Origin of the sequence: Chitinophaga sp. HK235, from assembly GCF_018255755.1 — a bacterium.
Lineage (GTDB): Bacteria > Bacteroidota > Bacteroidia > Chitinophagales > Chitinophagaceae > Chitinophaga.
In genome coordinates, this window is sequence record NZ_CP073766.1 from 6,499,846 (window position 1) to 6,513,771 (window position 13,926).

Genomic DNA, 13,926 nt, shown 5'->3' on the forward strand with positions numbered 1-13,926 from the left:
ACGTTATTTTATGATCTGGACTATTATTATCGGCGGTATTGCCGGTTGGCTTGCCGGTAAACTGATGCGTGGTGAAGGGTTCGGGATAATTGTAGATATCCTTGTGGGTATTGTTGGCGGCTGGCTGGGTGGCTGGCTTTTTGGTAAGCTGGGCCTGCATATGGGCAATGGCCTGATAGGGTCGCTGATAACTGCCCTGGTAGGGTCTGTCATTCTGATATGGTTGGTCCGGCTGGTAAAGCGAGGATGATAACAGATTGTCAAAAAAAATTGCGCCGGCCGTAAAATGGCCGGCGCTTAACGTTTATGTATATACGTAAATGCCTGTTGTTTCCTTTTTTGTTTTGAAAATTATTCTGCTACTTTAATATACCCCCATCCTTCTTTTTGTTTGGTGATGATTTCATAGATGGCGTCGGGCACAACCTGTACGCCGGGAATCAGTTCACTGGCGTTTTTGTTGTTTCTTTTCATGGTGGCGCCACATACTTTAATGTTCAGGTTTTTATGATTTTTGATGAGGTCGGAGATGGCGGGTTCCACTTTTGATTTATCTTTTAGTACCATGTCCAGGGCATCTCCGTATACGGCTACTTCGAGTTGTGCGTTGGGATTGCCCTTCAGGATACCATTGAGTTGCCGTATAATGGTGTTTTGTGCATCCGGGTTTTTACTGGTGATATCGAAGATTACTTTATAGTCTGCTTGTGCATAGCAGAAAATGTAACCCAGTAAAAGTGTAAAAGTGATTAGCAGCTTTTTCATAATGATCATTTTTAGGTGGATTACTTTTTTTTATGCTGCCGGGCGATAGGCCCGAAGGGCCCGTATTTGTGTTGTATAGCGGAGTAAGTATCGCTGAAAGGGCCGTAAGGATGATCAGGCGGTTTAGTACGGATATCGGGCCAGTCGGCCGGGAATGCTTTTTCCGGCCGGGGCTGTGAGTTGACGAAAGCCGCCACGTTCCAGGCTTCTTCATCGCTGAGTTGCGGATGCTGGTAATCGATGCCCTGCGGCATGTTATATTTGACATAACCGGCGAATCTGGATATTCTGTATAGTCCGGCTCCGGTGTTATAACTGTTTGGACCCCAGAGCGGAGGATACAGGTATTCTGTGCTGCCGGGTTTACGTTCACCTGCACCATCCGGGCCATGGCAGCGCTGGCATTTTTGCAGAAAAACGATCTTGCCTTTCGAGGTGTCTGCCGGTATTGGAAGATATTCCAGGTCTTTGATACCGCTGCCGGGTGTTTTATAGCCTTTGGGCAGATCTTTTCCGAGCCAGTGTATATAAGCGATGATGGCCTGTAGTTCGTGGCTGTTGCTGTCGAGTGCCTGGCCATTGAGACTACGGACAAAACAATCGTTTACTTTTTTTTCTATCGACTCCACTGTGCCGCTGCGGGCTCTGAATTTGGGATACAAAGTGGCTGTACTGCCGTAGTTGTTACCCCAGGGCCTGGTGCCGGCGTCGAGGTGGCAGTTCTGGCAATTCATACCATTGCTGATGGCTGCTACACGGCCATGCGGACCGAGATACTGCGCAGTATGCGCGATCAGTTCACGGCCATATCGTATCTGCTCGCCTTCGGTGGTATGGGGAATGGAGGCGGTATCCGGTGCCATCCACAGATCTTCCTCACCTTCCACCCACACGTTGGCGCGGCGTAGAAGTTGTCTGATCACCAATACCAGGCTTACGGCCAACAGTCCTAATAGTATTACCGTACGCCATTTTATTTTTTTCATCCTGCAAAACAATAACCACAGTTTTTCTCCTGTGCACGTGTGATGGCCCACAATCCCGAAGGCAACAACTGTACACCAGGCAACATGCCATCTGTCCATTCTTTTTTCACTGCCTGGGGATCGAGAGACATTTTTTGTGCTGCCACAGCACTGTACACAGTAATCGCCATATTACAGGCGCCGAACAGTACACCGCTGGACTGTAGGTCATTAATACCAATGGCCACATTGCCGATGCCAGGGACAGTATAATCACCTGGTTTAGGCTCCCAGAAAGGATTCCGTGTGGCCGCCGCTTTGGTCTTAGGATCATCTATTTTGAACATTTCACCCAATTTATATTTTTCCCATAGCTCATTTTTCAGGGCATAAGGGATCGCTTCATGCCGTAGTACCACTACAGCGCAACAATCTTTTTCGGGTGTACCGGCAGCATGATTGCTGATCAGAAATACCCTGGGCCAGGCGAAGGGATATATTCCGTGGGGTTGTGGAACATCCAGTACCATCCTGTGTTTCCCTTTGATTTTACTTAGCCAGTTTTCAGCACTGTTGGTGCTCATATGTTTGCTTTCCTGATCTACAGCAGTCCCGATGCCAAAGGAAATGGAAGGTATGCTCAGCATGGTCGCTCCTGCAATCATCTTCCCCAGAAAATCACGGCGGTTGGTACCCCCATTACTTGGATTGTTCATAACATTTGAATTTAGAGGTGTACAAGGATCGGCTATTTATAATAGGCGCCTTTCCCATAAGATGTGGGCAGATACCTGAAGAGAACGGGAAATAAATGTAGATAATTAAAGCAGCGTCCTGTCGGATAAAAGTGACAAAATTTATAGCGTCCACAGCTGGTCTGTGTCTTGCAGCGCATCTGAAAACTGATGGGGCAGGCAACGGGTGAAATAGCGGAACTCATTGATAAAATGGGTCTGGTCGCAATACCCGGTTTGACTTGCCAGCAGGCCCCAATGAGGATAGCGCATCCTGGTCAGGTATTCAATAGCTTTCCGGAAACGTACAATACGGCAAAACATTTTCAGATGCAGCCCGGTTTGTTCGAGGAAAGTACGTTCCAATGTACGTTTGGTAAGGAATACGGCTGTTTCCAGTTGCCGGATGGTGATATTACCATTGGCCGCCAGGATGAGCCGTATGACTTCTTCAATATTTCTTCCGGCGAAATGTTTTTGTGCGCTCAGCTGTTCCAGAAGATAGGATTCCAGGATATGGATCTGTTGCTCGAGATTGTTACAGGCCCTGATACGATGCCCTGTTTCAAGGATCTCCGGGCCAAGGAACACAGACAGGTCGGTGCTTTTGTTACAGCACAGATGGGGCGGAATCCTGAAAAACCTGTACCAGGCGCCAGGTTGAAGGCTGGCCACCAGATGTTTCATGCCTGGTGCAATATACCATTCGCAGATGCTGTCGTGTGGTCCTGTTACGATGGCAGGAGCGAGGTATTGCCGGTGATGTACATCATAGACGGTTCTTTCCTGTCCGAGGTTAAATAACAGGTGCTGGCTGTAGTGTGGTAAAAGGGTCATGCGCCTGTTGCTTTCTTCCGGGAAATCGCTTTCCAGGACCTGATAGGAGCGAATGTAGTTGTGAAGCAACCCATGAGGCTGAAAATGCCGGACTTTAAACATGTTCAGGCGCTTGAGGAGAACCCAATGCAGCACAAAGGTCACAAAATTTCCTGAAGGAAACCGTAACTGTTTAACAGACGGATTAGTTGACCATTCCCTGCAAAGCTTGTCTGGCGGCCTGTACAAACAGCTGGAGACTTATTCTGGCATCATCGGGGAAACCGTTGTCTGCTTCGAGGAAAGCGGAAGCCTGCTGGTGGAAGGTGCTGTATTGTTGCAGGCAGAAACTTTCAAAAAGCAATACATAGTTGCGGATGAGCTCCTGTTCTGTTGTCTGGGGCTGGTAATGTTGTACGGCTGGTATGAGGTCTACCAGAAAATGATGCGCATGATGCAGGAAAAGCGGACCATGCAATTGTTTGGTCAGCTGCTTTAATGTTTGAGGCATCACCTGATAGAAGGACAGATTGCCTCGTTGCTGGTAGTAGGTTGCGTGTTCAGCTGCCGGTATTTTGAGATCGGGGAGTAAGGGGGCGCTGCCGCTGAGCAGGAAGATCAGGATCTGGGAGGCTGTTTGAACAGCCTGTGCTGCTTTTCCGGCGGCAAATGCTATACGGGCAACATGATGGTATTGTTGTATCCGCTCAAAAAACAGGTGGTGATAGCCTTTGGCTTCCATATGTTTGAAGAGCAGCATGGTATCTTCCACCATGGCCGTGGCGGCGCTCAGGTTGCGGGTTTTGTAGAGGTAATAGGTTTTTTTCAGCAGATAATCCAGTTGCAATACATGCCATAGATGGGTATGGATGGGCAGTTTGTCCATATAGTGTTTACTTCTGGTGAAGTAATGGTCTGCCTGATGGATGCGGCCGCCCCTGGCGTGATGGAGGCCTTTGGCATTATAGCTGGATATGGCATGGAAGGTACATTTTTCATGATGACTGAGCGGTTTCAGTAACAGCTCGTGGGAATAATCTTCCAGTTTGGCTCCGGTGGTATGGAGTGTAGTCGGTGTAATCTTATTGAGCATAGATTTTTTTTAGCATGAAACCGGCGGGTTACAGCTTTGGAAGCAGGCCGGCAGAGAGTAATACACGGTTAGGCAGGTTTCTGCTGAAGACAGGGCAATCGTCGTTGCTATCATCTGTTTTCAGTGTGTTGCCGCCGCAGAGTGGTAGTTGCTGGCAATACCTGCAAGGGCAGCCGGTGGCAAACAGGTGTTGAACAAACGTATCGGTGTAATACTGGGCAAACATTCTGGTAGAAGGATATTGGTGCAGGCGGTACAGTTCTTCCTGTTCCAGTACGGCCGGGACTTTGAGTATCTGTATGGTGCCGGGCTGGAGGCTGTTTTCCAGTAGTTGCTGGAGGCTCACCTGCATATCGGGTCTTACGCTGAAGGCAGCTGGCGGGAGCCATTCACAACGGATATTCTGGGCGCTCATGAATTTCATGAAAACCAGTTCATCGGCTTCAGACAGGTCGGGATAACAGAAAAGGGTGGCCTGTGGAAGGGCAGACAGTCGTTGTAATATATTGATCATCTGGGCGTCCCAGTTAGTCCAGCAGTTACCGGTAATGAGCAGGGTAATGCTGAGCTGCAGATGGGGGATGGATTCCAGTTGTTTGGCCAGGTGTAGCAGCATGATAACGGTATTGTCTATACGTTTTGGCTGCCACAGGTTGCCGATTACCAGGTGGATGTTGTTTTGCAGGGTATGTTTTAAAGAGGGGGCAACAAAGGCATCTTCCGGATGAAGGTAAAGCATCTGGAAGGCAAAGTCTACCCGGTAGGTATTGCTCAGCTGCAGCAGATGCTGGTCGAGATGATGCAGCCAGGAAAGGTCCATATTGTGTTCCTGGAGTACGAGCAGCAGCCGGATGGTATGTTTAACATCTTTTACTCCGGCAGCCGGCAGTTGGCGGCATGCGGAGGCAATACCCTGATGGAGCTGTGTGATAAATATATTGTCGGGTTCCGGATGAAACGGCAGCAGCAGCGTGGTGGTATTAATGGCATGATCAGCTGCGATAGACAGGTTGCGGGTGATGATGGTGTCTGTTTCATATTCATCTGAGGGCACCAGCATTTCATGCTGTATCAGTGTTCTGAAAAGGGGCATGGGCAGGTCCTGGTGTTCTCCGGCATGTATAATGTCAAGGTATGGGCGGGATATGCGAATGGTCTTACCGGTCCGGGTGCTGTACAATAGTTTGTCAGCAGCATGGTCCTGTTCAAATGCTGGGATGGATATTTCCATGGTGAACCTGGATAGCTTGAACTTCATCATATTTAGACCTTATTCTTGATATAATCGTTACTGTTAGGGATACTGGGTAATCAGTTCTGGCAAGGTATTCGGAGCAGGAAGCAGCGGTTTTCAGGACATACAGGTCCATGGCTACAGGCTACGGTACTAAATAAAACCCTGTTCAGAGCTGGTAGCCTGGTCTGCCGGTCCTCCGGATAGGTGGCCGGAAAGAGGACTCCTGCCGCCGTAGCAACAGGAGTGCTCTCGTCAGCCAGGTTACCTGTTATTACCTTTGCTCTGCGGGGTAACAACGATGGATGTAAAGTAGGGTTGATATGGATAGTCTGAATATTTTTATGGATATATTTCCCAGGGAATGATAGCTGTCGTGTTTGGCATTTAGTTGTCAGTAGTGTTTGGCATTTAGTTGTTTTCTGATTTCAAATTTGGTGTTTATAGCCCGCTGGATGAAACTTTTTAGATGTAATGTGCTTCTTCCACGATAAAATGCACTTTCCCTTCAACATTATGTTTTATCAGTTGAATTATAGGCATTTAACATATTCATAATATGTTAAACCAGGATTTAATTCCTTACCTATAAATTTTTTTACTTATTTTCCGGTACAAAAGCAACTGAAATCTAATCGAACAAGCTTTTGTGAACGACCAATGCTAACCTTTTTTAGACGTAATGCCGGTGAAGTGCCAACAGCGCGACAGTTACTGACAGATAGATTTGCCCTTTTCCTGTCAGACAAAAAATACACCCGGGGTATCAGATGGACGATCCATTTGGTAATGTGGCTGGCGATGATCCTTTTGTATACGATGATGATGTCCACATATTTTTCCGAAAGTATGAGCGTAACCATGGTGCTGGTGACGAGGAATATCGTAGGCTCTATGGTATTTTTTTATTTTACTTTTTATTTCGTGATACCGCTGATGTTGCGGGGGTATGTGGTGCCGGCTATCCTTTGTTTGTGTCTGCTTTTTTATTTCTGGTCGGTGATCAGTTATCTTTCTTCCCTATTGCTGGTGGAAGATTTTTATCTGACCAACGATCAGTTGAAGCGTGAGCTGATGCGGGTAGTAGGAGGAGGCTGGTCCACGACTTTCAGTGTGATGCATATTCTTCGGATATCCCTTGGGGTTATAATGGTAGTAGCACCTCCCATGGTTCTGAAACTGGTGGTAGACTTTACACGTTCTGCCACCCGTAGTCTGCGGCTGGAGCGGGATAATCTCAACCTGGAAGTAAGTTTTCTGAAATCACAACTGAATCCGCATTTTTTATTCAACACCCTGAATAATATTTATTCGTTGTCGATCCGGAATGATTCGCTGGCATCAGACCTGATCATGTACTTGTCTGAGATGATGCGTTACACCCTGTATGATTCCAATACAGAGAAAGTAGCCCTGAGCAAGGAAGCAGAGTTTCTGAGAAACTATGTGGAACTGGAAAGCATCCGTTATGGAAAAAATGCTGACATTTATTTTAAATGTGATCCGGAAAGTCTGGAATTGCATAAGATTTCACCATTGTTAATGTTCCCTTTTGTGGAAAATGCGTTTAAATATTCGCATAGCACCACAGCAGACCATTGCTGGATTCATGCTTCCATGCAGATGGAAGATGGCCGCCTGGTTTTTGAGATTGCCAACAGTAAAGGCGAGATACCCAAAAATAAAGAAGGGGTGGGAGGCATCGGCCTTGCCAATACCCGTAAACGCCTGGCACTGCTGTATCCCGGAAAACATGACCTGAAAATTGTTAATGAACCGGATGTGTATAATGTGAAACTTGTGCTAACATTGATATAACTGTTTTATGGACCAGATGATTACCTGTCTTGTAGTAGATGATGAACCATACGCAAGGGACCTGATGGAAAATTATATATCCAGGATTCCTTATCTCCAGGCGGTGGCTTTCTGTGAGAAAGCCTTTGACGCCATAGATGTACTGCAGCAACAATCCGTCGACCTTTTGTTTTCAGACATTCAGATGCCGAATATCAATGGTATTGAAATGATCCGTTCCCTGAGCAATCCGCCTTTTGTGATTTTTGCCACTGCTTCTCCCGACTATGCGGTAGATGGTTTTGAGCTGGATGCGGTAGACTACCTCGTAAAGCCTATTTCATTCGAACGTTTCCTGAAAGCTGTCAATAAAGCGAGGGGCCATATACAGCAGAAACGCCCGCAAGCCTTGCCTGCGGCTCCGCCGGCACCACCCGTGGCCAACCACCTCTTCGTAAAGGATGGCTACAAACTCTCCAAAATACTTTTTGAAGATATCTACTATATCGAAGGCATGAAGGATTACATCAAACTGGTATGTAAACAGAAAAATGTGATCACCTACATGCGCATGAAAGCCATTGAAGACGCCTTGCCGGAAGATCAGTTTATCCGCATTCACAAATCATATATCGTAAGGGTCCAGGCTATCAAGTCGATCATCGGCAATACGGCCGAACTGATCAACAACGAGTCTGTAATCATCTCCAAATCCTGCCGCGCCGATCTGAATAAACGACTGGGCATTAGTGGGTCACAGGAGAAATAGCCTATATCTATACTATATTTTTCAGGGCCATCCAAAGCGGATGGCTTTTTTAATGCTTGTATCCATCACTATTTTAACGGATGATGTCGCTGTCATCTTCCGTTCGTCGAAGACAACCCGCATTACGTCTAATAAAATGTGTTAAAATGTGGAATATTCGGATGTTTGTAAGGTCATCATTAACCAATGTCAACTAACACGCATTAAACGAATTGTATGAAAAAATCAGCTATATCCTCGGATTCCGCCTTCCAGCTTACGCTGGATAAAGAAATCATCTCCAAAGCAGACGCAATGGATATCGAGAATCTGAACTTTATGAAAAAACTGCCGGAAGGATCTCAATTTTCACTTCTTCCTACTGTTCCAATTACTACTTTCAGCTTCAGCGCTAAAACACTGCTGACTAATATCTGATTTTGTTTCCCCACCCTTTCATCTACCGGTTGTCAGTACATGACTTATGCAATACAGGTGCGCAATAATAGATGACGAACCACTGGCGCTGGATATACTGGAAAGTTATATTCAACGGACGAATCAACTGAAGTTGATTGCGAAAACCAGTCAGCTAGCCACTATTATACAGCTGGTAGATGAAAAAAGGGTAGACCTGGTATTGCTGGATCTCAATATGCGAGGGATCAATATGGACAGCCTGCAATACCTGCTCAGTAAGGATTGTCGATTTATCCTGGTTACGGCATATCCCCGTGACGTACTGACGGATAAAGGCCTGGACAGCGAATTTGGCTATATAGCAAAACCAGCCAGTTACAAACGTTTTATCAAAGAAGTGGAAAGAGTGGTCGAAGGAGTAACTCATCACTAAAATATATCATTGCCCATTGCCGGGTTTAATGGCAGGGTAGTGCAGGGCCATCACGTCTAGCATTGGTCTGAAAATAAATCCGGTATATTTATATTTACTGGAGCTCCTGTACTACACCTGCCGTTAACCAGGCGGCTAGATGTTTTTTTGATCAAACCGGATTGCTGTTATGTCAGAACTCGTGCCACTCAACTTTTATCTGCTTCGTTTGCCCCTGCTTCCTTTTGGGAAGCCGGTTCAACTGCCGGAAGAACATATTGCTTTTGCGACAGCAATAGCTACTATCTATGAAAACCCACTTTTACAGGAAGCCATTTACCTGGCCAGCCCCGCCTTACATCAGGAAATGATGAAATGGCTCCACTCGCCCGCCCAATCAGATACCAGACATCAGAAGTTAATCCTCGCCCTTTACCGCTACCTCCTCAGGATGAGCGTAAGGGCAACCCCATATGGCCTTTTCGCCGGATGTGCCACCGGTACCATCACCGCTGCCCCATCCCGCCTGGAGGTGACGCCCACCCGTGTTATGCAAAAGATAACGAGGCTGGACATGGGCTATCTTTCCGAAATAGCCGCGGCCCTCGCCAAAGACCCCGAAACCCGCCAGAAGATCAGGTTTTTCCCCAACAACAGCCTCTATCTCAGCGGGGAGTCCTACCGGTATTTTGAATATCAGCAACAGGATAAAAGACGCCGTTATTTTCTCAGCGGATTTACCTGTACCCCCTACATCGCAGCAGTAGTGGTAGCTGCAGCCAAAGGTGCCTGGCTGTCTGAACTGGTGAATGTGCTCACCGAACAGGGCATCCCTGAAGCAGAAGCCACCAGATTCCTGCATCTGCTGATAGACAACCAGATATTAACCGCAGAAACAGATCCTGCCGTAACCGACAGTGATTATCTTTCGAGAATGATCAACCTGTTACAGGATGGCCCTGAACCCCCTGCCATCGTTGAACCTCTGCAGGCGATACAACAGCTGCTTCTTCATCAGCAGCACGGTATACAGCGGTATCAGCAGATCCGGGAAATAGTGCAGGCCTGTTTCCCCGCTATTGATGGAAAAGACCTGATACAATCCGATCTCTTTTTTACGCCGGCAGCCAATACGCTGAATGCCACCACCGTAAAACAACTGGTGTCAAAATGTGCTGCGCTGGCGGTACTCACCCGGCCCGTGGAATGTGCAGACCTGGCCACCTTCCGGCAGCAGTTCTATCAGAAATTCGAAGAGCGCGAAATACCGCTGATGCAGGCACTGGACAGTGAATCCGGTATCGGCTATGGACTGGTATCCGGCGATAATTCCAGCTATACCCCGCTGATAGATGACCTGGTGATGCCCGGTCAGAAGAATGCTGGTAATATCGCATGGAACTATTACCACCGTTTTGTGATGAACAAATATCTGGATACACAGCGGCAGGGATTAACCCGTATCGATATTACCTCCGAAGACCTGGCAGCACTGGCTTCCGAAGACCAGCAACCGGTGATGCCAGCTAGCCTGTTTCTGATGGGAGCCCTGGTGGCTGATAATGCGCAGGCCCTCGATGCCGGTGATTATTCGTTTATTCTTAAATCATTTGCCGGTCCGCAAACCTGGTCCCTGCTCGGGCGCTTTGCCGCAGGCAATGATAGCCTGGCGCAACAACTCCGGGAACAGGTACGGCAGGAACAGCAAAACAATCCGGACCGTATTATCGCGGAAGTGGTACACCTGCCTGAAGGCCGTACCGGTAATGTGTTGTTACGCCCCCGGCTATACGATTATGAGATACCTTTCCTGGCCAACGCTTCTGTAGACCAGGATTTTCAGATACCTGTCAGCGACCTGCATATCAGTGTCCGCAACAACAGGGTGGTACTGCGTTCCCGCCGGCTGGGAAAAGAAATCCTGCCCCGCCTTACCAGTGCGCATAATTTTGAACAGGGACTGCCTGCCTACAAATTCCTCTGCGATCTGCAGCAGCAGGAACATGCCAGAGGTTTCATATGGGACTGGGGTTTGTTAGGGGAACAACCTTTTCTGCCTTCCGTTCATTATGGAAATATTGTATTGAGTAGGGCCAGATGGTACCTGACAGGAAAGGAGTTTCAGTCTTTACAGTCTCAAACCAGCCCTACTGAGGTCCTGCTGACGATGTGGAAAAAGTATCATCTTCCCGATCAGGTATTGCTGGCAGAGGGAGATAATGAACTGTTGATACATATCCACAATCCATACGGACAGCAGCTGGCTGTGGAAAAACTGAAGAAAGGAAATATAGTGCTGCTGGAATATTATTTCGGCCCGGCATCCAGTCTGGTAGCGGGCGAAGAAGGTGCCTACAGCAATGAAGTGATCATCCCCGTTCTTAATAAATCCTATGTTCATCAGCAGGCCTCGCCTGCGCCGGCTCTGCCGGAAAGGGTACAGCGTGTATTCCCTCCCGGTAGCGAATGGTTATATGCTAAAATTTACTGTGGCCCCAAATGGATGGACAAACTGCTGGTCCGTGAACTGTTGCCCCTGATGACTGAACTGCGGGAGAAAGGGTTGATACAACAATGGTTTTTCCTGCGTTATCAGGACCCCGATCATCACCTGAGGATAAGACTCCTGCAAACGCCGGCACCCGCCGGCAGTAATGTGCTGACAGAGCGCTTACGGCAGCTCATTCAGCCATATATAGAAAATGATGTAGTTAAAAAACTGCAATACGATACCTATGTTCGTGAGTTGGAGCGTTATGGAGAACAAACCATGCCGCTCAGCGAAACACTGTTTTTTTATGACAGTGAGACCGCAGCAAGGCTCCTTACTTTTATCCCCCGAAATGAAACCAATGACCGGTGGCTGTTGACCCTGAAAGGAGTCGATGACCTGCTCTCCGCCTTCGGGCTGAAAGACACGGAGAAACTGGACCTGTGCCGCCAGCTGTACAACGGATTCTTTACCGAGTTTAATGGTAATGATACGTTATTATTGCAACTGAACAACAAATACCGCCGCCATATGCGGCTGATTGCTGATCTGTTGCAACAATCGCCACAACAGGCAGTATGGCCGCCACAGGTGACAGCCGTCTTTGAAGAACGTGCTTCGCGGCTGGCCGGCATACGCTGGCAGCTGCACAGCATGGCTGCAGACGGTCTTATTCCGGAAAACATGTATCTGGAGCTGTTGCCACATTACATCCATATGTTCATGAACAGGATGTTTATTGCCAACGCCAGAATGCATGAACTGGTGGTACATCACTTCCTGATGAAGTATTATACCTCCCGTGTAGCCCAGCGTGCCAGACAAATGTCATGATCTATTATTCTGTACGGAAACATTACAAGACCAATAACCCATTTACCTGGAAAAAACAGAAGGATTTTATGAAACTACTTTTAACCTCCCTGCTTTCCCTTGCCGTGATGCAGGCTTTGGCACAGAAAACATTTGTACAATGCGGTAAACTGATTGATGGTACCGGGGCGGCACCCCGCCAATCGGTCACCATTGTGATCGAAGGTAAAACCATCAATGCTATCCAGAACGGCTATACGACAGGCGGAACAGGCGATGTGACCATCGACCTGAAAGATAAAACCGTATTGCCTGGCCTGATCGATTGCCATGTGCATATTGAAAGCCAGTATAACAAAGGCTCCATACTGGACGGTTTCCGCCTGAATGATGCCGATATTGCCTATAGAGCAGAAGGCTTTGCCCGTAAAACACTGCAGGCCGGATTTACCACCGTACGGGATTTGGGCGGCACTGGTGTTAACATTGCGCTGCGCAACGCTATCAATCAGGGTCTGGTAGAAGGTCCGAACATCCTTACCGCAGGCACGGCCATTTCCGCTACCGGCGGCCATATGGACGAATCAGTAGGACTGCGTGATGAAATGCATCCTCCCTCCAGCCCTGAAAAAGGTGTGGCCAACGGAAAAGATGAACTGGTGAAAGCTGTTCGTTATCAGTTTAAAAAAGGAGCAGATGTGATCAAGATCGCTTCTACCGGTGGTGTGCTGGATCTGAGCAAAGATGGTTCCGGCGCACAGTTTACAGTAGATGAGATTAAAACAGTAGTGGAAACTGCCAAAGATTACGGTATGCGGGTTGCCTGTCATGCACATGGCGCTGAAGGCATCAAACGGGCTATCCTCGCTGGTGTCAACTCTATCGAACATGGTACTTATATCGATGATGAAGGCATGAAGCTGGCCAAACGTAATGGTACCTGGTATGTACCAACCATCATCGCCGGTAAATCAGTAGCGGATTCTGCGAAGATCCCCGGTTTTTTCCCACCTGTGATTGCGGGTAAAGCCAGCGAGGTAGGACCCAGGATGCAACAGGCTTTCGCCAGGGCTTACAAAGCCGGTGTGAAGATTGCTTTTGGCACAGATGCCGGTGTATATGAACACGGAAGAAATGCATTGGAGTTCCAGTACATGGTGGAAGCCGGCATGCCGGCCATGGCAGCCATTCAGGCGGCTACCGTGAATGCTGCTGAACTGCTGGGCATCAGTAAGGAAAGAGGATCCGTTACCGCCGGTAAAATGGCCGATCTGATTGCGGTAGACGGTGATCCTTTGCTGCATATCAAAGTCCTTTCTGACGTGAGTTTTGTGATGAAGGAAGGAAAAGTATACAAGAAAAAATAATATACGATTACAGCAGCTGGGTTTTCAGCGCTGCAATAGTACTGACATGATGAGTGATCAACAATACAATCTTTCCCTCAAAATAACCTTCTGTATTCTTAAACAGTTGGTGCTCGCTAACGCTGTCCATTGCTGAAGTGGATTCGTCGGGGATAAATATCCTGACGCGCTTCAGCAATGCGCGGGCAATGGCAATCTGTTGTTTCTGTCCGCCGGAAAGACTGATGCTGCTATCGTTTTTAAACTGAATGCCTGCGGCTTTTATGTATGT

Annotated in this window: 14 protein-coding genes and 1 pseudogene; 7 read left to right on the forward strand and 8 right to left on the reverse strand. The window is 47.7% G+C overall.

Annotated elements, in window-relative coordinates; genetic code table 11:
* Positions 1 to 10: 10 nt before the first annotated feature.
* Positions 11 to 250 (forward strand): GlsB/YeaQ/YmgE family stress response membrane protein, encoded by a 240-nt coding sequence (locus KD145_RS24705; protein ID WP_212002504.1) that lies wholly within the window; start codon positions 11 to 13, stop codon positions 248 to 250.
* Between the two features lie 101 nt (positions 251 to 351).
* Here the strand turns inward: KD145_RS24705 and KD145_RS24710 are convergent, their stop codons facing one another.
* From KD145_RS24710 to KD145_RS24735, 6 genes are all read right to left on the reverse strand, one after another.
* On the reverse strand, positions 352 to 765 hold the full coding sequence (locus tag KD145_RS24710; RefSeq protein WP_212002505.1) for a DsrE family protein: 414 nt from the start codon (positions 763 to 765) through the stop codon (positions 352 to 354).
* A 20-nt stretch (positions 766 to 785) separates the two neighbouring features.
* Complete coding sequence (locus KD145_RS24715; protein ID WP_212002506.1) at positions 786 to 1,751, reverse strand: c-type cytochrome; 966 nt, start codon at positions 1,749 to 1,751, stop codon at positions 786 to 788.
* The gene (locus KD145_RS24720) at positions 1,748 to 2,446 is read right to left on the reverse strand and encodes a hypothetical protein (RefSeq protein WP_212002507.1); all 699 of its coding nucleotides are present in this window, start codon (positions 2,444 to 2,446) and stop codon (positions 1,748 to 1,750) included. The genes KD145_RS24715 and KD145_RS24720 overlap by 4 nt, the downstream gene beginning before the upstream one ends.
* A 141-nt stretch (positions 2,447 to 2,587) precedes the next feature.
* Positions 2,588 to 3,403 (reverse strand): AraC family transcriptional regulator, encoded by an 816-nt coding sequence (locus KD145_RS24725; protein ID WP_212002508.1) that lies wholly within the window; start codon positions 3,401 to 3,403, stop codon positions 2,588 to 2,590.
* 82 nt (positions 3,404 to 3,485) lie between these two features.
* Positions 3,486 to 4,373, reverse strand: a complete 888-nt coding sequence (locus tag KD145_RS24730; protein WP_212002509.1) for a hypothetical protein — start codon at positions 4,371 to 4,373, stop codon at positions 3,486 to 3,488.
* Between the two features lie 28 nt (positions 4,374 to 4,401).
* Positions 4,402 to 5,634, reverse strand: coding sequence for a hypothetical protein (locus tag KD145_RS24735; RefSeq protein WP_212002510.1), 1,233 nt, complete (start codon positions 5,632 to 5,634; stop codon positions 4,402 to 4,404).
* Positions 5,635 to 6,267: 633 nt separating this feature from the next.
* Between KD145_RS24735 and KD145_RS24740 the strand changes: the two genes are divergently transcribed.
* The 6 genes from KD145_RS24740 to KD145_RS24765 all read left to right on the forward strand — a co-directional run bounded on the left by KD145_RS24740 (position 6,268) and on the right by KD145_RS24765 (position 13,655).
* Positions 6,268 to 7,425, forward strand: coding sequence for a sensor histidine kinase (locus tag KD145_RS24740; protein ID WP_212002511.1), 1,158 nt, complete (start codon positions 6,268 to 6,270; stop codon positions 7,423 to 7,425).
* A 7-nt stretch (positions 7,426 to 7,432) separates the two neighbouring features.
* A complete protein-coding gene (locus tag KD145_RS24745) occupies positions 7,433 to 8,173 on the forward strand; it encodes a LytTR family DNA-binding domain-containing protein (RefSeq protein ID WP_212002512.1) in 741 nt (246 codons plus the stop codon).
* Positions 8,174 to 8,389: 216 nt separating this feature from the next.
* Positions 8,390 to 8,590, forward strand: coding sequence for a hypothetical protein (locus KD145_RS24750; RefSeq protein WP_212002513.1), 201 nt, complete (start codon positions 8,390 to 8,392; stop codon positions 8,588 to 8,590).
* 46 nt (positions 8,591 to 8,636) lie between these two features.
* Entirely contained in the window at positions 8,637 to 9,005 is a 369-nt protein-coding gene (locus KD145_RS24755; protein WP_212002514.1) for a LytTR family DNA-binding domain-containing protein, read from the forward strand.
* A 169-nt stretch (positions 9,006 to 9,174) separates the two neighbouring features.
* Positions 9,175 to 12,309, forward strand: a complete 3,135-nt coding sequence (locus KD145_RS24760; RefSeq protein ID WP_212002515.1) for a lantibiotic dehydratase — start codon at positions 9,175 to 9,177, stop codon at positions 12,307 to 12,309.
* A 68-nt stretch (positions 12,310 to 12,377) separates the two neighbouring features.
* Positions 12,378 to 13,655: an amidohydrolase family protein gene (locus tag KD145_RS24765; RefSeq protein WP_212002516.1), complete on the forward strand. Its 1,278-nt coding sequence runs from the start codon at positions 12,378 to 12,380 to the stop codon at positions 13,653 to 13,655.
* Positions 13,656 to 13,662: 7 nt separating this feature from the next.
* Here the strand turns inward: KD145_RS24765 and KD145_RS32510 are convergent, their stop codons facing one another.
* Both KD145_RS32510 and KD145_RS32515 read right to left on the reverse strand, forming a co-directional pair.
* A complete protein-coding gene (locus KD145_RS32510; protein WP_256441230.1) occupies positions 13,663 to 13,785 on the reverse strand; it encodes a hypothetical protein in 123 nt (40 codons plus the stop codon).
* 15 nt (positions 13,786 to 13,800) lie between these two features.
* A pseudogene (locus KD145_RS32515) lies at positions 13,801 to 13,920 on the reverse strand (ATP-binding cassette domain-containing protein); the annotation flags it as partial.
* Between the last annotated feature and the right edge of the window lie 6 nt (positions 13,921 to 13,926).